The sequence below is a fragment of the Nitrospirota bacterium genome, from assembly GCA_030645475.1.
Taxonomy (GTDB): Bacteria; Nitrospirota; Nitrospiria; order Nitrospirales; family Nitrospiraceae; genus Palsa-1315.
The window spans coordinates 61,254-77,741 of record JAUSMA010000061.1 but is presented as its reverse complement, the minus strand read 5'-3'; the positions used below and the strand labels follow the sequence as shown (position 1 = coordinate 77,741).

General features: G+C 55.3%; 20 protein-coding genes and 1 tRNA gene. 6 read left to right on the top strand and 15 right to left on the bottom strand.

The genetic code is table 11. From position 1 onward, the window contains the following. From Q7U76_12580 to Q7U76_12535, 10 genes are all read right to left on the bottom strand, one after another. The coding region (locus Q7U76_12580; GenBank protein MDO8357218.1) for a hypothetical protein at window positions 1-387 on the bottom strand (387 nt) is incomplete at its 3' end. A 179-nt stretch (window positions 388-566) separates the two neighbouring features. Next, window positions 567-959, bottom strand: coding sequence for a DUF559 domain-containing protein (locus tag Q7U76_12575; protein ID MDO8357217.1), 393 nt, complete (start codon window positions 957-959; stop codon window positions 567-569). Between the two features lie 262 nt (window positions 960-1,221). Beyond that, the gene (locus tag Q7U76_12570) at window positions 1,222-4,014 is read right to left on the bottom strand and encodes an SMC family ATPase (GenBank protein MDO8357216.1); all 2,793 of its coding nucleotides are present in this window, start codon (window positions 4,012-4,014) and stop codon (window positions 1,222-1,224) included. Further along, on the bottom strand, window positions 4,011-5,186 hold the full coding sequence (gene sbcD, locus Q7U76_12565) for an exonuclease subunit SbcD (GenBank protein ID MDO8357215.1): 1,176 nt from the start codon (window positions 5,184-5,186) through the stop codon (window positions 4,011-4,013). Before sbcD ends, Q7U76_12570 begins: the two co-directional genes overlap by 4 nt. A gap of 39 nt (window positions 5,187-5,225) precedes the next feature. Next, window positions 5,226-5,384, bottom strand: coding sequence for a hypothetical protein (locus tag Q7U76_12560; GenBank protein MDO8357214.1), 159 nt, complete (start codon window positions 5,382-5,384; stop codon window positions 5,226-5,228). Between the two features lie 11 nt (window positions 5,385-5,395). Next, entirely contained in the window at window positions 5,396-6,616 is a 1,221-nt protein-coding gene (locus Q7U76_12555; protein MDO8357213.1) for a hypothetical protein, read from the bottom strand. Window positions 6,617-6,926: 310 nt separating this feature from the next. Then, the gene (locus tag Q7U76_12550; GenBank protein MDO8357212.1) at window positions 6,927-7,112 is read right to left on the bottom strand and encodes a hypothetical protein; all 186 of its coding nucleotides are present in this window, start codon (window positions 7,110-7,112) and stop codon (window positions 6,927-6,929) included. Then, a complete protein-coding gene (locus Q7U76_12545; GenBank protein ID MDO8357211.1) occupies window positions 7,105-7,332 on the bottom strand; it encodes a helix-turn-helix domain-containing protein in 228 nt (75 codons plus the stop codon). The genes Q7U76_12550 and Q7U76_12545 overlap by 8 nt, the downstream gene beginning before the upstream one ends. Beyond that, window positions 7,329-7,712, bottom strand: a complete 384-nt coding sequence (locus Q7U76_12540; protein ID MDO8357210.1) for a hypothetical protein — start codon at window positions 7,710-7,712, stop codon at window positions 7,329-7,331. The genes Q7U76_12545 and Q7U76_12540 overlap by 4 nt, the downstream gene beginning before the upstream one ends. After that, window positions 7,712-7,930, bottom strand: coding sequence for a helix-turn-helix transcriptional regulator (locus Q7U76_12535; GenBank protein ID MDO8357209.1), 219 nt, complete (start codon window positions 7,928-7,930; stop codon window positions 7,712-7,714). The genes Q7U76_12540 and Q7U76_12535 overlap by 1 nt, the downstream gene beginning before the upstream one ends. A 93-nt stretch (window positions 7,931-8,023) precedes the next feature. Here Q7U76_12535 and Q7U76_12530 point away from each other — a divergent pair, with 93 nt between their 5' ends. The 6 genes from Q7U76_12530 to Q7U76_12505 all read left to right on the top strand — a co-directional run bounded on the left by Q7U76_12530 (window position 8,024) and on the right by Q7U76_12505 (window position 11,083). Next, complete coding sequence (locus Q7U76_12530) at window positions 8,024-8,320, top strand: hypothetical protein (protein ID MDO8357208.1); 297 nt, start codon at window positions 8,024-8,026, stop codon at window positions 8,318-8,320. A gap of 160 nt (window positions 8,321-8,480) precedes the next feature. Then, complete coding sequence (locus Q7U76_12525) at window positions 8,481-8,768, top strand: zinc ribbon domain-containing protein (GenBank protein MDO8357207.1); 288 nt, start codon at window positions 8,481-8,483, stop codon at window positions 8,766-8,768. Beyond that, a complete protein-coding gene (locus Q7U76_12520; GenBank protein ID MDO8357206.1) occupies window positions 8,765-9,265 on the top strand; it encodes a hypothetical protein in 501 nt (166 codons plus the stop codon). Before Q7U76_12525 ends, Q7U76_12520 begins: the two co-directional genes overlap by 4 nt. Window positions 9,266-9,324: 59 nt before the next feature. Further along, entirely contained in the window at window positions 9,325-9,861 is a 537-nt protein-coding gene (locus Q7U76_12515; GenBank protein MDO8357205.1) for a hypothetical protein, read from the top strand. Beyond that, window positions 9,854-11,017 (top strand): tyrosine-type recombinase/integrase, encoded by a 1,164-nt coding sequence (locus tag Q7U76_12510; protein MDO8357204.1) that lies wholly within the window; start codon window positions 9,854-9,856, stop codon window positions 11,015-11,017. Before Q7U76_12515 ends, Q7U76_12510 begins: the two co-directional genes overlap by 8 nt. Then, a tRNA-Met gene (locus Q7U76_12505) sits at window positions 11,008-11,083 on the top strand. The genes Q7U76_12510 and Q7U76_12505 overlap by 10 nt, the downstream gene beginning before the upstream one ends. Before the next feature lie 502 nt (window positions 11,084-11,585). Here Q7U76_12505 and lexA read toward each other — a convergent pair. From lexA to Q7U76_12480, 5 genes are all read right to left on the bottom strand, one after another. Further along, window positions 11,586-12,131 carry a transcriptional repressor LexA gene (lexA, locus tag Q7U76_12500; protein ID MDO8357203.1) on the bottom strand — a complete coding sequence of 182 codons (546 nt, stop codon included), beginning with the start codon at window positions 12,129-12,131 and terminating at the stop codon, window positions 11,586-11,588. A gap of 953 nt (window positions 12,132-13,084) precedes the next feature. Next, the gene (locus Q7U76_12495) at window positions 13,085-13,528 is read right to left on the bottom strand and encodes a type II toxin-antitoxin system VapC family toxin (protein MDO8357202.1); all 444 of its coding nucleotides are present in this window, start codon (window positions 13,526-13,528) and stop codon (window positions 13,085-13,087) included. A gap of 4 nt (window positions 13,529-13,532) precedes the next feature. Continuing rightward, entirely contained in the window at window positions 13,533-13,811 is a 279-nt protein-coding gene (locus Q7U76_12490) for a hypothetical protein (protein MDO8357201.1), read from the bottom strand. Between the two features lie 19 nt (window positions 13,812-13,830). Then, complete coding sequence (locus Q7U76_12485; GenBank protein ID MDO8357200.1) at window positions 13,831-14,994, bottom strand: LPP20 family lipoprotein; 1,164 nt, start codon at window positions 14,992-14,994, stop codon at window positions 13,831-13,833. Next, entirely contained in the window at window positions 14,991-16,481 is a 1,491-nt protein-coding gene (locus tag Q7U76_12480) for a hypothetical protein (GenBank protein ID MDO8357199.1), read from the bottom strand. The genes Q7U76_12485 and Q7U76_12480 overlap by 4 nt, the downstream gene beginning before the upstream one ends. Window positions 16,482-16,488: the final 7 nt, after the last annotated feature.

Here is a 16,488-nt window from a genome sequence, read left to right as displayed (position 1 = left end):
TTGGTTAGGTTGGTTAGGTTGGTTAGGTTGGTTAGGTTGGTTAGGTTGGTTAGGTTGGTTAGGTTGGTTAGGTTGGTTAGGTTGGTTAGGTTGGTTAGGTTGGTTAGGTTGGTTAGGTTGGTTAGGTTTATGGTTGTTTGTTGGTTGTTTGTCGGTTGTTGTTCGGTTGTTTGTACGTTGTATGGAGTGACCATATAAACGCTTGATTTCCTTCCAAGTTTTAGGCGTTCTCTTGTATCTGACCTGTAAGAATCTTCCCGCATAGTCCCACCAATCATGCACTCGAAATTGAGGCTCGAAATCGATAAATTCTGACGTGCGCAAGGCGGCAATGAATTGTTCTCGCTGTTTCAAGTCCACTTCGAACACATCCGCGATCACATCCATCCCATGTTTATGGAGTTGCCCGTCAGTGGCATAGTCGAGACACCAGTGCCAGAATATGTGTAGTCGACCGAGGGTGTCTGATCTGGTCCATCCCATCGCTCGTGCCATTTTGAGTAGCTTCGGATGATTCCCTAACGCTTGATGCGATTCGATCCACGCCATGGAGTTAGATTCCAATATTAAAGATTGACTTGCAGTTCTCTGACCGAGCTTATTAAATATTCTTTCGTGCAGTATTTTATGTTTATGACGTGCGCAATGATTTCTGCCGCAACGGTGACTGGGTCATCCTTGATCTCTTTTCCTGTGTAGTGAAAGACCTCGTGTCCATTCGAAATAAGATATCGGTCTCTCGCTTTTTCATAGCGACGCTCTTTCTCTGAACGCTCGTGCCATTCCTGAGAATCGCACTCCACAAGAATGACGTTGGACTGTAGTTGCGCGATGTCTGCGAAGTGTTTAGGGCTACGATCGTATGAAACTTTGAAGTCAATGCGGTATTTTCCCAATACATATTGGGGAGTAATATCAAGGCCGTGCACAATCGTTTGTCCTTCGAAGATAAGAGTCATGAACCAGGTAAATTATCTAACTAACCGGTTGGTATTCTTGTAGGCGCAGCGTCATTCTTTGTCATCTGATCGCACCAGATAGAGACCGACTTATTCAGGCAGCTTGAGCTACACGCCAACTGATTCTCAGCGTCCTTGGCTCCATCCTCAGAGAAGTGCTTGATCACGAAATGAAACGGGCCTCCCCTAATCACCCACCACTTGTTCGCTACGCCTTTCACCGCCTGGCATTGGTCGCAGATGTAGTTCAGCTTGGTGGCCATTAGCGCACCACCTCGACGTGCGACCCATTCGCATCACTGGTAACGACCAACTGAGAAGGAAACGCGTCCTTCAACGCCTCAACGTGCGTAATCACGAGTAACAGCCCGAAATCCTCTGCCAGGCGTACCAATGATTCCCTGAGCTGTACGATGCCATCAGGATCGAGACAGCCGAACCCCTCGTCAATAATCACGGTCTGGAGTCTGGATCCTGATCGTGAGGCCAGGAGTCTACTAAGACCAATGCGTATGGCTAGGTCGACCTTGAATTTCTCCGCTCCACTGTACAACTCATACCGCCGCTCCCCTCGAAAATCACGCACGATAATCTCAAGGGTTTCCATCATGCCCTCTCGACTCTTGAGGGCTTTTTGGGTATCGAAACGAATCCGCATGCCGGTCGTGGAGATCTTGTCCAGTATGCGGTTGGACTCCTCCTCCAGTAAGGGAATAGCCGTTTCCATAATCAGAATGGGGATCTGCGCATAGGCCGTCGCTAAGGCCTGGAAATGCCGCTTGTCCGTCAAGAGCGCCGCACATTCATGGCGGAGCGTCTCCGCTTTCCGTGCGGCGTCCTGACCGCTCTTGATCTCCATCTCCAATTCTTTCAGCCTACCAGTAGCGGTTTGGCTGTCAGACCGTAATCGTGTCAGATATATTTGACCTTGCTGGAACTCCGACGAGAGACGGTCGTACTCCGATGTGAGGCGCGCACGATCCGCTAGACATGTTTCTAGTTTTGCAATGTCGCTCGCAATGCGAGACAGATCATCGGAGAATCGTGCAAGGTCTGCATCGACCTGAATGACCTCGCGCTCCGCGGATTCCAGTTCCGGGACCAATGCCGTAAATCGTGATATGTCCACGAGTGCGGCCCGATTGTCTTTCTGGCGCGTGTCACATTCCTCCTTTCGAATAGCCAACAGGGTGAGCTCTGCCTCAACATTCAGAATCACCTTCTTCCGTTCGACGGCTCTGAGTTCGAGCCGTTCAATTTCTCTCCCATATTCCGAATAGGTATGCATGCGCTGGACCAGATCACGGTCGATGCTGGCCACTTCTCGTTCCGCCACTGCGAGCTCAGGCATTAACGCGGTAAACGTGAATAAGGAAACGAGATAGTCACGGTTGGCCGCACGCCTCTTTTCACAATTATCTTGCTTGGCGCTCACGGCCTGTATGCTCGCTTCCAGCTTCTTCGCGGTCGTATCGCAATCAAGTTTTTTCCATGTAGATTGCTGCACGAGTGCCTCACGGAGAGCCTCGCACGCTTCCGGAGCAATCGCTGATCGCTGATCCGCGATGAAACGATGTTGAAAGGCATGCTCAGTTGCCGGCAGAGCCTCCTGAATCTTGACAGCCTGGATCGTAAAGGGACACCGACGTTGGAGATCTTCTCCGCACGGCACCGTCTTGAGAAACTCCAGTCGCTTCTTTTCATCCGTCAGAGCCATATCGAGGCGCGCGGTCTCCTGGACATAGAGCTGAACCTGTCGATCCACTGCTGTTTCGGCCTGTACGACCAATCGCTCCAGCTCAATGCCTGTGCTTAATTGCACGCGCACCTCACTCAGGGCGACGACGAGCTCCGTCGCATCCTGAGACAATGTTGTTCGCTCCCTCTCTAAGAGCGCATCCAATTGCTTTGCCCCTGCCTCTTCCTTGACCTTGGCCTCGATCGTGGCGCGTTCGCTGAGGATCTTCGCCGCACGTTCACGCCGAGCTACCAGTTCCTTTTCTTGCTCTCGAACGATTGAGAGCGTTGCCTGGAGGCTGGCGAGTTGTTGCGGAATGACGCCCAGTTGTTCCTGTTCGTGCGCGAGTTGTTGTGTCAGCGCGGCGACATCCCCAGAGATGCCAACCAGCACTTCATCTAATTGTGCGATCTCATCACGCTTTTCCCTCTCTTCCTTGACCTTGGCCTCGATCGTGGCGCGTTCGCTGAGGATCTTCGCCGCACGTTCACGCCGAGCTACCATTGATTGCCGGGATGACTGAATGTTGACCTGCTTCGCGTCGAGGTCGGCAATTTGACCTGGGATCGTGGCGAGTTGGTTCAACTCCGCAGCCAATCCGGCCGTCAGCGTCGTGAGCGACTGTTGATGGGTCTCCAATTGCTCAATCGCCTTCGTGGAATCGACCAAGGCCGCGCTCACCTCTGTCTGCCGTGCTTCGAGGCTGTCTACCGTCGAGGCTGCTTGTTCAAGGATGGTCAATTGCTCAGCCTTTTCACCGTGCTTCGTCTCGGCAACGGTCACATGGCGCATGGCGGACAAATTGAGCGGCTTGTACTGATAGAGTCGAAGAATTTCCGTGAGCGTGGCCGTGCGCTTACTGGGGAGTGCCTTCGTGAATTGATCAATTTCTCCCTGCAGGAAAAAACAGGTGGAGGTGAATAATTCATAGTCCGCCCCCAACAGATCAATGATCTTGGCTTGGGCATCGTCGATCCCATCCGACATCGGGACCCATTGCTCCCCATTCAACACATCAAGCTGCAGCTCTGACTTCCCACGTTTGGTCTTCAGACTCCGCTTGCGCTGGACCCGATAGTCTTGATGGTTCGACTCAAAGATCACCCCAATGGCCATGTCATCCGCGCCGGGATACATCAGCTCATCGATACTGGCCCGACATTTCCCGAAGAACGCCGCCAAGGGACCGTCAATGAACCCCGTCGACTTCCCCGTGCCGTTCATGCCTCGCACCACGGCACTCTGAACGTCCGTGAGATCAATCTCCGCATCCTTGTACCAGCCGAAGTTGTGCAGGAGTATTTTCTTGAGCCTCATCGCGACACCTCCGCAACGAGCTGTTGATGTTTCCCGAATATCTCTGGGATTTCAGATTCCTCCACGGTGCCCTTCAAGGCCCTCGCGAGTGAGTCCTCCATGCTGGCGCATTCGGCCATGCCGGCATCCCTGGTCCGGTCAGTGGTTGCAACTTCCACATCGATCTGCGTCCACGGATGTTCATCCACCCACTTCTTGATCATGGGCTTGGCCGCGTCATACTCCTCCGCGGTCAGACGGTCCTTGATCCGGTAGATGTGCTCAGCGGACACGTGCTGCCATTCCAGCTCACGCACATCCTGCATGGTCAGCGTTTTATACTTGCGTGCCCATGGGTTCACGACATGCTGGACGTTCACCGGGCGACACTTGCAGATCTCGACGACATTGAAGCCTTTTGGCTCATGCTCCTCGCCGAATGTTTGGCGCATCAGGCTCCCGCTGTACCAGGCGTTCGGGGCCACTTGCTGCGGTTGATGGATGTGGCCGAGCCCCACGTAGTCAAAGCCAGTGCATTCTTGGAGCGGGATGAGAATGTCATGGGAGAGCGAGCGCGGTTGATCACCCACCTTGGCATTGTCCACCGATCCATGGGCCAAGAGAATGTTGGGGATGTCATCCTCGAATTCAAGCGTGAATGACCGAATGATGGCCGCGAGACCTTGATTGATTAAGGCCGTGACTTCTTCCGATGTTTTACCTTGATGATTATCGTGCGCGAGGATCAGACCCTTGCGAGGATAAGGCAGTCCAAAGAATTTGACACGCTGCCCACCGATATTGAGGACGATGCGACTCGGTCGCTCCATCACATGGACGTTCTTTCGATATTTCAACGGGGCCATCGCCGTGGCGCTCGTGCCACTAGATCCCATGTCATGATTGCCGGGAATGATCACCACTGGCATGGCCTCCGCCATGGCCTCAACCCATGACACGATGACCTCCACCTCGTCCATGGTAGGGTTGCAGGTATCGAACACATCGCCCGTCAAAAGCACCACATCACACCGCGTCTCTTCGTCCGTCGCAAACAACCGCATCTCCTCCAAGCTTCGACGGATATCCGTCAACGATTGGTTCATCCCCGTTTCAGGGTCAATCGCGACCTTGCCAGCGAACGTCGCATTGGAATTTGGATGTAAATCTCCTGCATGTAGTGGGCGGATCATGGTCTTACTCCTTGTTCAGTTATCTGTCAGACAGAGCAATTATCCGATCATCAGCCACAGCGCCACATCGAGCGCCATGCCCAGGATCAATCCATTTGTCATCCCCACCGCGGCGGCGCATGCGTCGGTCCGATCGTCGTACCATTCGTCCTCTGTCATAAATCCAGGCAAGGATGGACCGTCCGCAAGTCGTCGCATCGGTGCGCTCCTTATTTATCGAATGGCAAGTCGTCCGTACTCTTCCCTGGCGTGGGCAGCTTTGAGAGCATGTCGTAGAACTGCATGCGTTGCTCTGGTTTCCACTTCGCGATGTCGCCGTTGATCTTGCCCTTGTAGGCCTTGATTTTGATCATGGCGTCGAGATTGCGAGCCTGTTCCTCCACATCCAGACTGGCAAAGTCCATCCGCATGCTCTCCTCCGGACTCGGCTGATTGGGCTGGTTAGGTTCATGATCCGCCGCCGTGGCCGTAGGCGTCTGAGGGGGATGATTCGGTGGGGACGCAGAGGCCGACGTGGACGGATGGACGATCTCCGCCTCGTCTTCTTCATCCAGACCGGTCAAGGGATAGGGCTTCACATTTATAGTCTTGTCGTCCTCTTGCATGTCAGGGGGCGATTGGCTCCGATCCTGCCCATACATCATATCGGCCATGCCAGACCCCTGATCGAGCATGTGCCGTCGATCCATTGGATGATTAGGATCGGGGCGAAACACCAACGCCGCAAACACGAACGGCTTCTCTAATTCTTGCTTGGTATAACTAGATTTCAACGCCAGCAACTTTTGCACAACCCGATTCTGTGCCCCAGTCTGTGCCCGAGACAGAATGTGTTTCTGAATTTGCAGACCGTCCGCGCGAACCTTTTCCTCCACCCAGCTCCGACGATCTCGTTCGTCTGGAAATGCCTTTTGAAAGTCACGGTCCTTGGGACTGGTTCCCGCCATATAATCGAGAGCCTTTTGCGTATAGTTATCGCGTAACTCTTGCTCCGCAATGTCCATATCGATGGCCTTGTCCGCCGATTGCACGCGCCACCGGCCACTGAGGTCCATCATCTTGCCGACCGCACGATAGGCGCAGTAGCGAGGGTTGTTGAACGGCGGAATCCGCATACACTCGCGCCAGACCCATTGGATGCAGGCGCGTTGGGCAAACCGGTCATAGGCCACACGGGTCAAACTGAACTCCCCCTTGCTGGCGTAGACCTCTTTATCGGGACTCTTCATATATGCCCCGTCCGGCACGAGCTCGATCTGGTATGGGGTCACCACAATATCGTGCAGGGGAATATCCCGCTGAATCACACCAGCCTGAAGAATGTGCGCGCCTTTTTTGCGCCACGTTTCCAGCTCCATATTGACGGCAATGGTGACTGGAGAGAGCGCGATGGATGTGGTTTCGGACTTGTCGTGGTGGGGTGCTGTCATGGGTCCCTCCCTGTCGTTGACACACGCACCAAGATGCCTTAGATTGCGTGTGCTGTTATGGTTCTCTCACGGCCTTGGAGTTTGCGCTCCGAGGCCGTGTCCTTTTCTACGCTAAACTTTGGCTTGCCACTCCTTCCTTCTTCCGGTTCTCCCGTGCACCCGTAGACACTCCCGTTGATCGCCGGCGCACCGGTTTCTGACGACCCATGAGAAACTGTCTGGCCTGGATACCTAGTGCGAGCATCGAACACAGCAAACTCACGATGACGATCACTTCCACGGTTACACCTCCTGGTTGTACATGTCTCGCTTAGAGACCCAACTGCTTCAATGCCCTGAGTACGGAGAATCGTTGGCGCTTGGTCCCCTCTGCTCGCTTTCTGCTGATCCGTAAGCTGGTCTGCGTACCATAAAATCGTTGTTCTGTTTCGCGTGTCCCCTGCACCGCCGTTCGGAGCGAATACGGATATTTACTCACCCTCAACAGGTCACTCATGGCGTTCCTCCCTCAGGATTACCGCACGTAAGTTCGGGTATCGCGCAATCAATTCATCGCGGACAAACCGAAACTCTGTCCCGATGCGCATGTGCGGCAACTCCCCCATTTTGGCCAAATCCCTGACGTGATGCGCCGTCACCCGCAAGAGAGTCGCGACCTCTTGCGCCGTCATGATGTCAGGCAATACGACCGTGCGATGCGTCGTGGCAGGGGTCACGTTCGCTCCGTTTTCTGTGGCGATTCGCCGCATCCGATACTGGAGAGCAGTTGTCCGATAAACTCGGCGATCCTCCGATAACCTTGCGCTTTCATTTGCGCCCGCATTGGCCGTATATGGTCGTAGTAATCAAGACCAAATGGGAGGCCCACCATGCTGCGACGTGCGAACTCATTTTCCATGGCACTGAGAAAGACCTCATTCACACTGACGCCACGGTGTGCGGCATCGAACTCAAGATCGTCATTCAGCTCGATGGGCATGAGGAACGTCCGTTTCCGCAGCAGCTTCGGTCGGTGGACATTGGTGCCGCCGAACATATCGGTCACGCCGGCTCTTACACCCACCTGCACAAGATCGGACCTCCGACGCAGTTCCATCAGGCCACCTGCTTTCCAAAAAATGAGGCGGGGTCGATGTCGAAGGCATTGGCAATGGCCACGATGTCCTTCGCCGTTGGCGTCATCCGACCCTTTTCCCAATTGATAATGGTAATGCGGGATTTACCGATGGAACGACCCAGCGCCTCTGGTGATAGGCGCTTGAAGCTCCTGAGCGTCTTCAGTTTTGAGGGATCGAAGGTCCATTGATCAGTCATAGTGGTTGCTAATTATCATCCCTGATGTAAGTTGTCAACATGAAAATATGCACCCTGTAAAATATATTGTATATGGGGAATACTGTGCTCGTTATGGATCATTGGAAGCAGACGTTGAAATTGATGGTGGATCGGCACGCTGAATCCAAGCGTTATATGGACCGCGAAAAAATAGCGGGAAGAGAGCAGTTACTGCGTTGGCAAACGGGTAAGCAGGGCCCCACAGTTAGGGTACTGGAACGAGTCATCTTTGGCCTCGGGCTCACCTGGCATGATTGGGCGACGTTATACGATGAAGTCGAACGCACAGCTCCGAACGCGGCGGAAACACGATCCATGCTGCCATTGGTGCGGGATGGGCCCAAGCAGAAAATCAAGGGCAGTCGTTAGTCGTGACGCGGGACTAGTGGCGTTGGTGGGGGGGCAACATGAAAGCGTCGTTGAGATTGGAAGGTTTCGCTACTGCCAGCATCATGAGATGGCAGTACGGGATGGCACCTATTGCGATAATTGTCCATCCCGAGCAGCTCTGATGAATGGAGGAACGTGAATGGAAATCCTCTTTCTCTGGGTGACACTCAGTGTGGCGTCAGGATTCATTGCACGCAATAAAGGCCGTTCGTTTCTGGGTTTCTGCCTCCTGTCTGTCATCTTGAGTCCCGCGATTGGCATAATTGCGGCCCTGGTGGCATCGCCCAACACGGCCGCGATCGAAGCGCGACAGCTCAGCTCGGACACCATGCAGAAGTGCCCAGCCTGTGCGGAGCTCGTGAGAGTGGACGCGACGATCTGTCGATATTGCAGTAGGAACCTGCACGGTCAAGGAGCGCGGGCATGAGACGGAATCAACGATCAGCCACCGCCGCGAATCGAGCACGGCGCGAGCGACGAGAGACCACCGCATTAGGGGCGCTCATTGAGCAGTCGCGACGAAACATGCGGTTGACCCAGGCCCAATTAGCCACGATCATGCAGCTCGAAGCCGCCGTCAACATTTCAAAGTGGGAAAGCGGACAAGGTATTTCCTGGGTGCATATGGATGCGCTGCTGCTGGCGCTCCCCACCATGTCAGCCGTGGAATTCTGGACGTTGGCCAAGGCACACATCCCCAGAGATGTGCATCGCTACGAACTCAACCGCCGTAAGTTTGACCTGATCACCACACGGGTGCTGAATAAACTGGCACGCGCACACGGCACCACGACTCAGCAGGAGTTAAATGAACTTATTAATGTGATCCTAGAACGCTATGCCGATCACGCCCTGGCAAAGGGTATTACAAAAGGCCGGCGCGGACCTGCAGCGTCCGGGCTCCCGAATAAGATGCACGCCTGATCATGGTGACGACGCTGAGGCTTCGATTTACGCACGCTCGCAGTGCTCGCCTCACCAGCATGATTGAGGTGGCACAGCGCGGTTGCTATGTGCCACCTGCCAGCCATACACAAGGACTCTGGCATGAGACGACATTCACCTTGCCTGGCCGTCAGGCGGCTCAGGATGCCTTGACGTTGACCGAGTTGTTGTTGCGGCATCCCTGTGCCGAAGCCTACGGCAATGACCAGCGCGTAAACCTGCACCGGATGGTAGGGATTCTGGCCTGCTACGCACACAGTTTCGGCGTGATCGACTATCGCGCACATTGCTGGGTCCCACTCCCACGGTTTCTCGATGATCGCACCCCCATCACCTATGTCGTGACGAGTGGTGATGCACCGGCCCAGGAGGTCGCCGCGACCCCGGCCTGGCTGTTTCCATGCCAGTACGCCTCGCCCGCATCGAACGGGCTCAGTCTGACACATCAGGCGTCCCTTCGAGCGCAGGTCGAATCCGCCCTGGTCCAATATGAATGTGCCTGGTGTCCACGGCTCCGCGATCTCGATCACTGGGAAGCCGGATACGGGTACGTCACCAAGCCGCCAGATGAATAACGCGCACGGACCCACAACAGTACGGATTGAGCGCGGGGTCTATCGCCGGATCACGCACGGTAAAGACGAGTTTGGCTCACGGGCGGATGACCTGTCAGGCAAGACGACATGGATCTGGGGGTTCCCGACACTGGCCAAGGCCAGACAGGATTATCAGGCGCGCCGGGCGACGGTGCGGCACACACGGGACACAGCCGGACAAGTCAGGACCACCCAGGCGACTGTCGAAGACTTAATCACCGAGTTTCTGCCCACCGTGGCCCATCTCTCGGCCTATCGCGAACAGAAGCGGTTCGGAGAATGGTGGAAACAACACTTCAAGAAGCGCCCAGTCTTGACCTTGGACGCCATGGCAATCCGTCAGGCCATGGTGCTCCTACGCAAGAGTGGACGATCGACTGGCACGGTGAATCATTATGTGAAGTTTCTCCGGCACATGATGCGCGTCATGGTGCGCCCGAAAGCCTGGGTGATCGAACTCTGGGCGGACGTGCGCCTCGAACGACCCGCTCCTATGACGCCACATATTCTCACCCTTGAGCAAGAGGATCGCCTCCTGGATGCCCTGAGCGTCGAGGACGCCTTGCGGGTGGGTCTCGCCACTGCGATCGGTATTCGTCTGACACAATTTTTTAGCTTGCGCTGGGAATGGGTGTCATGGAACAATCGCGCGCTGGCGTTGCCACCATTCAAACGACATCCAGGGCGGACACTGCCCTTGCCGACCATCGCCATGGTCATCCTGGAGCAATTCTGGCTCACGCAGGGCAAGCCCGAGCAGGGCTGGGTGTTCCAGGCGAAAGGGTTTCGCACGCGCCCGGTGAACGCGCATAACTGGTACAATCGGCATTATGCCGTGGCCGTGAAGAAAGCTGGCTTATCGGATCTGAAGGTAACCTTTCACACCTTGCGCCGGACATGGGCCAGTCGCACCGGGCAGACGACGCCAGCACGCATCTTACAAGCGTTAGGCGGATGGTCGAATATGCAGATGGCTGAACTGTACTGTCAGCCGTTCGACGAGGCCATGCGTGAGGCGATGGAACGTGGGGCCGTGCAGGGATCGAAAAAAAGTGTCGGGAAAATGTCGGGAGAGAAAACGCCGATTCGGAAATCGATCATAAAACTCTTAAAAAACAAAGATGTGGCGGTGTAGCTCAGTTGGTAGAGCAGCGGACTCATAAGCCGCGGGTCTCCCGTTCAATCCGGGACACCGCCACCACACCGCACTGCGTGCGCGCACGCACGGCCCCCTCTTCATGCTGATCGCCTCAAGACAGTTGTACCAGCACTCTTATCCGCAACAGCCTCCTGCAAACGCCTGCAGCTGCTGAGAGGCACTCCAGCAGCGTTCGCAAAGTTCGACCGTAGAATGAGTCATTCCATCCACGCAAACAATGCGTCGCTGAACCGCCGTCCCACAGTCGGAGCAAGCGACTGCAATGAGCACGTCCCTGCTACGCTCTTGGGTCAGCAAGAGACACCATTTTAGTGTTCGGGCGGTAGCGACGATTGCAGACGTCTGACATGAACTCCTGCCCTCCCTTGAGATGGACAAGATTTCTCCACAACCGAACTGTAAACGGTTTTGCCTTGGCCCGACAGAGTTCCCATTGCATCTCACGCAATTGGTCATTCAGGGTGTCTACCGTGCGCTCTAGATCAACGAGCCGATCTGTCCCTACGAGTCTTCCTGCTGTGCTCATCATGCCCTCCATTTTTGATTACACCGCACAATGCCGAATCACGCCGATGAGAATGCCTTCGATATGAAACGTGTCTGACGGTCGTACGATAATCGACTGCATCGCTGCGTTCGCAGGACGCAGCTCAATGTGTGAATCCCTATTGAAGTAGGTCTTGATCGTAGCCTCGTGATTCACCAGTGCGACGACTGTTTGCCCGTTCTGCGCTGTCGCCTGTTTTTTCACCACCACAAGATCGCCAGGGAGAATGCCATCCTCTTTCATCGACTCCCCTTTGACACGGAGTGCAAATGTATCTCCCCCCCGCAACATGCTGGGCGGGACATCGATGAGTTCGGACTGGGAGACCGGCTCAATCGGTACGCCAGCCGCCACCACTCCTGCCATGGGAATTTCAGACGACCGCCCCAACCGATCTAATACGACTTGGACCATTCCAGGAATACGGCGCATACCAGATTCGTAGCGTGCAACCGACACACGTGTCGTCTGCAACGCATCGGCAAGTTGCTGCTGGGTCAGTCCCATCTGTTCTCGAATTCGCTTTAGGTCGTTCGGCTTCATAGTGTAACCAATGGTTACACGCCGTACATCAGACTGTCAAGCCCCTCCCTCGATCTCCCAATAATGATGGAGAAAACCTAGTCCAGGAGAGAAGTCTGTGCATAACTCGACGAAAACCTCGCTCCCAGCGCAGCAGTCCGTTATGTTGCTGCGTAAAATGCCTGTCTTTCACTAGGCTTTGTTGTTTCTGACTTATTTTTCGAAAAGTACCCCTATATCTTGTGGTGTTACGTTATTGCCCATCAATGCCTATTTTTTAGGCAAAGACGTGTCGAGGGTAGATAAATGCGCAGTATTTGGCAGACAAGTGGATCTTATGAACAGACTTATCCACAGAAGTTGGGGAGAGGGTTTCGTGAACATTTTCCTTGACCTTTGTATACAAATTTTCACTTACACCCTCAGATGTGCCTGCCGCCCGTCGCAGGATGAGACCTGAGACAGGCGCGCAATGCGCGATATGGACAGAAGAGGATCCCACCTTAACAGGCTTGTCACGCACGCCAGAGTCTGTCGAGAATCAACCAGGATAGGATAAAGGCTTGATGTTGATGCAGTGCGAATAACTGGACGAGAAGGGGGCTAAATTCCGTCGTGCTGAGGCGCTAAGAGAAGTACCCATCAAGGGCAGTGCAAGAAGACAACAAAGCCCTCTTCCACTCACAGGAAGAGAGAGAGCAAGTCATAGCCCTCTTTTGTCTGGCAGGGGACCATTGCCGGTTTCTTCGGAGTCTGCAAAATATGCCCGCTGGCGCAAAGCATTCTCCAGCAGGCACTTGCAACGCTCAATGACGGAAGAATAACACCAGGCCCAGTCGCAATGAAGGCACCAAACTGCGCGAAGCCGCCATTGCCTGGGTGACCGTCATCGACTCGCTGATCACCGACTATCAGTGCCGCTAGTACCAGTCTCTTCTGCCCACTCTGATCTCAGCACTGGGCACGTCCCAGACCTAGTCTTCTTCCGGGTTAATGATATGCAGACCAGCAGAACGACAGGCCGTCAGCAATTGCTGATCGGCACTGACGACAGTCAAGCGTAACGGCTTGAGCTCCAACGCCAGCGCCAAATGCAAGACCTGCGGTGAGCGGAGGGCCGGATACTCCAGGGCAAGTTCTTTGGTCGCCAAATAGGTCTGCATCGTCGGGGCGATGAACTGGAAGAGACCCTCCTGCGACTCTTTCTCGAACTTATGAATCACCGAGTAACAATCGTCACGGGTGATATCTCTGTGGTGGGCTCGATTTGAGAATGCCGTATAAAAATCGGTGACGGACCACGTTGGCACAATCGCGACCATGCCCCGCTTCACCATCAGCTTGCCGATGATACGCGTACCGCGCTCCATGCTGTACCGTTTCACCAAAGCCGTTGAGTCGAAATAGTAGTACGGCATGCGATCAGATCCTCCCCTTCAGAATGATGGCAGCCAAGGGGCCCGGCATTTTCGAGAGCCGATCTTGGATTTCATCCAGCGGTAACTCGTCATACCCCTCTTTCCGAAACTTATCGGCCAGATTCCCCTGGTTGAACGACGCGGTGTCGTTCTTGAGGCGATCGCCAAGCCGGCGTTTCGCTAAACGGCTGGGGACTCGCTGATGTGTGACCGTCAACCCGCGGCCACGGCTCCGTGGTGCACGAGTGGTTGTTTGTCCTGCTCCTGATTTCGCTTTGGCCATACTTCCCTCTCTCTCTGAATTAATGGGGTGCTGACGCCGGCATAGAGACCTGCCCGTCCCGCGGACATCCCGCAAGCTGGCTTGATAATGCCGGCAATTCCGCCTCTCCATACACATGCGCCGCAATGGCCTTCGCCACATCGGCAGAAAACTCATGCTGCATGACACGCACAACTTTGGCTGTCGCCTCACGCTCAGACAAATGGCCTTCCTTCCCACCCTTTGACAAAGCGCCGACTACTCGCTGGCTGGCGACATCCACAACTTCGAAATCGCTACACCAACGCACGAACTTGAACTGCGGATCGCGCACGTCGATGGGCCATACCCGTACCATGCCCCTCACCAGCAGCTCCGGAGATGGACCGTTAGTATCGCCGCCCATCGATCGATCTCCACCCCCAGGACGACTCGTAACCTGCAACCCTTCCTTCAACAGACCCTCCGTCAAGGCACGTTGAACCGGTTCAGCCTGATCGCCGGTCACCACCACCGCGATCACAAGATTCGTCGCGAGGAATTGCTCGAGCTCACGCGTGAGCTCACTCACGCGGTAGGCCGCGGCTGTGCCCTGCCCACTCGGACGAATCACACGGAGGTCGGCATTATAGGTCTCACGCAGCACCAAGTTTCTAGCAGCCCGTCTTAATGCTCTGGCTTTGGCCAACTTATCGGAGGGGCGGCGAGCCTCACCGACATCGTCTCCGATCGATCGATCAAGCTCGGTGATCTTTTCCATGAACGAGGCCTCTGCCTGCGACCGCTGCATCCCCGCCAAGACATAGTGGAGGCCGCTGTGCCCATCGACCCACCGATCGACGATCTTGACGTTCTCCAACACTTTGTCGGTCGACACACTCGTCAGATTGTCGAGGGTCAGACGCCGTTCAGCGTTGCTCTGCCCCCGCTGTTCGATCAGCAGATACGACTCCCAATCTTTGGCTTGCGCACTCACCTCGGCTTTAAAAATCCTGGCCACTGCGGCATAGGCGCGATCTTCAGCTGTCGCACGACTTTCCGCCTGTCCCACACCCAACAGATATTGTCCGGACGGATAGGCCGTACTCACCCCGTCGATCCAGTCTGGTTTCGCATGTCCTCCAAACCAGGAACAGCCGGAAAAAGCACACAACGTAATCAGCGCCATCCCGATCCGGCACACAAACGACGATCCGTCTCTCATGGCATCACCCGCTGGATCACGACTGCAGTTTCGCCAGGTCCAAGAGAGAGGGTCCGCATGGTTTCAGGCTTCATCGGGTCAAGCGGCCCACTGGCTGAATCCTGCACCTGGTAGCGACCAGCGGGAACCCAGACCCGCGCAAGATGGATTTCGTCGGGCAATGTCTGCCAGCTCCGCTTGTCGGCTTCTTCGGATGCCACGGCCAGTCCTTTCGTCAATAGTCCGACGAGCAAACCTACCCAGGGCGCCGCATCTTTTCCCGCTGCCTGCTGCGCTCCTCTCGTCGCTCCCTCGGCCAGGGCGAACTTTGTAGCAGCACGGGCAAGGGCCTTGACGGTGATGCCGGCCATTCGTTCTGACAGCGCTTTATCTGCTTGTGCCGTCACGTTATGCGCCAACTCCGTGTTCACCGTCACCCGCGAACCATTGTCGGAAATCAGATTAACGGTATCAACCTTCACGTGCGTCTGCTGTGGAACGAGACGTGGCAAGGCCACACGAACGACGCGGCCATTCAGTCCATACAAAACCGTGTCCACCCCTCGATTGGATTGCCGATTCGATTGCGACATTCCGCGATTCAACAGCACCAACTGGAGGGCATCGAGACTGATCGGCAGATCAAGAAACTGATCCTCCTTGTGTGGCGCGCGGCCATTATAGCTGATCACAACCACTTGAGCGAGTTGTTGCAACGCCTGACTGCTCTCCCATCTCGTCTCGGAAAAAGCCTGTTGGTACTCGGCCAACTCTTGCGTGAAGTGCAGCGCCTCGGCCGTTCGTAGCAGATCGGCCCGCAGCTGAGAGGGAACCGCCGTATGGGACCATGCGCGGGTCGCCTCAAGAGTCTCGTACGCCTTCCGATAGGCAATAAACGCATTATTCACATCCCCGGTGCTCTCATACAGAATGCCGGTCAGATAGCGGGCGAAACCGTCATCCCGATAGGCATTCTTCTCCTTGGTCCGATCCGACAGGACATTGAGCCGATGATCGATACGCCGGGCCTCGACCAGCGCATCCTGCCACTGGCCCACCGTCGCATAATTGAGGGCCTTCAAGACATTGATGAGCACCTGCTCATAGGGATCACCCTCATAGGGTAACGCCGTATCGTTCGTCATGAACGCGAGCGTCTCCGTTCGGATCCTCCTCGTGTAGAGGCGATCGACCTCATCCTCTGCCTGTTCGAGCACCGCGTTACTCTGCTGATACTCGCCGGCAAGTTGAAGCGTCATGCCTCGGTCCATACCGTAGAGGACGCGGCTTTTCGATCCATACTCTTTCTCTGCTGCTGCGACAATGGCATCGGCGCCCTTGGGGTCGTGGGCGCGAAGACTGGCTTCAATGAGGAGATACCGATTGACCGAGGGACCGCATCCGGCCAGCAGCGACAAGGCCACCAAGGCCGCAAGAGACTGAATGAAAATAAAAAAGCCCCACCGTGCCTGAAGAAGGGCGGTGGGGCGTGAGGCAAGACAGCTCAACGGAGGT

Bases quoted from the DNA above. Each gene is read 5' to 3' on its own strand.
- Q7U76_12575 (MDO8357217.1), bottom strand. From the start codon at position 959: ATGACTCTTATCTTCGAAGGACAAACGATTGTGCACGGCCTTGATATT.
- Q7U76_12570 (MDO8357216.1), bottom strand. From the start codon at position 4,014: ATGAGGCTCAAGAAAATACTCCTGCACAACTTCGGCTGGTACAAGGAT.
- sbcD (MDO8357215.1), bottom strand. From the start codon at position 5,186: ATGATCCGCCCACTACATGCAGGAGATTTACATCCAAATTCCAATGCG.
- Q7U76_12560 (MDO8357214.1), bottom strand. From the start codon at position 5,384: ATGCGACGACTTGCGGACGGTCCATCCTTGCCTGGATTTATGACAGAG.
- Q7U76_12555 (MDO8357213.1), bottom strand. From the start codon at position 6,616: ATGACAGCACCCCACCACGACAAGTCCGAAACCACATCCATCGCGCTC.
- Q7U76_12550 (MDO8357212.1), bottom strand. From the start codon at position 7,112: ATGAGTGACCTGTTGAGGGTGAGTAAATATCCGTATTCGCTCCGAACG.
- Q7U76_12540 (MDO8357210.1), bottom strand. From the start codon at position 7,712: ATGGAACTGCGTCGGAGGTCCGATCTTGTGCAGGTGGGTGTAAGAGCC.
- Q7U76_12535 (MDO8357209.1), bottom strand. From the start codon at position 7,930: ATGACTGATCAATGGACCTTCGATCCCTCAAAACTGAAGACGCTCAGG.
- Q7U76_12530 (MDO8357208.1), top strand. From the start codon at position 8,024: ATGGATCATTGGAAGCAGACGTTGAAATTGATGGTGGATCGGCACGCT.
- Q7U76_12525 (MDO8357207.1), top strand. From the start codon at position 8,481: ATGGAAATCCTCTTTCTCTGGGTGACACTCAGTGTGGCGTCAGGATTC.
- Q7U76_12520 (MDO8357206.1), top strand. From the start codon at position 8,765: ATGAGACGGAATCAACGATCAGCCACCGCCGCGAATCGAGCACGGCGC.
- Q7U76_12515 (MDO8357205.1), top strand. From the start codon at position 9,325: ATGATTGAGGTGGCACAGCGCGGTTGCTATGTGCCACCTGCCAGCCAT.
- Q7U76_12510 (MDO8357204.1), top strand. From the start codon at position 9,854: ATGAATAACGCGCACGGACCCACAACAGTACGGATTGAGCGCGGGGTC.
- lexA (MDO8357203.1), bottom strand. From the start codon at position 12,131: ATGAAGCCGAACGACCTAAAGCGAATTCGAGAACAGATGGGACTGACC.
- Q7U76_12495 (MDO8357202.1), bottom strand. From the start codon at position 13,528: ATGCCGTACTACTATTTCGACTCAACGGCTTTGGTGAAACGGTACAGC.
- Q7U76_12490 (MDO8357201.1), bottom strand. From the start codon at position 13,811: ATGGCCAAAGCGAAATCAGGAGCAGGACAAACAACCACTCGTGCACCA.
- Q7U76_12485 (MDO8357200.1), bottom strand. From the start codon at position 14,994: ATGAGAGACGGATCGTCGTTTGTGTGCCGGATCGGGATGGCGCTGATT.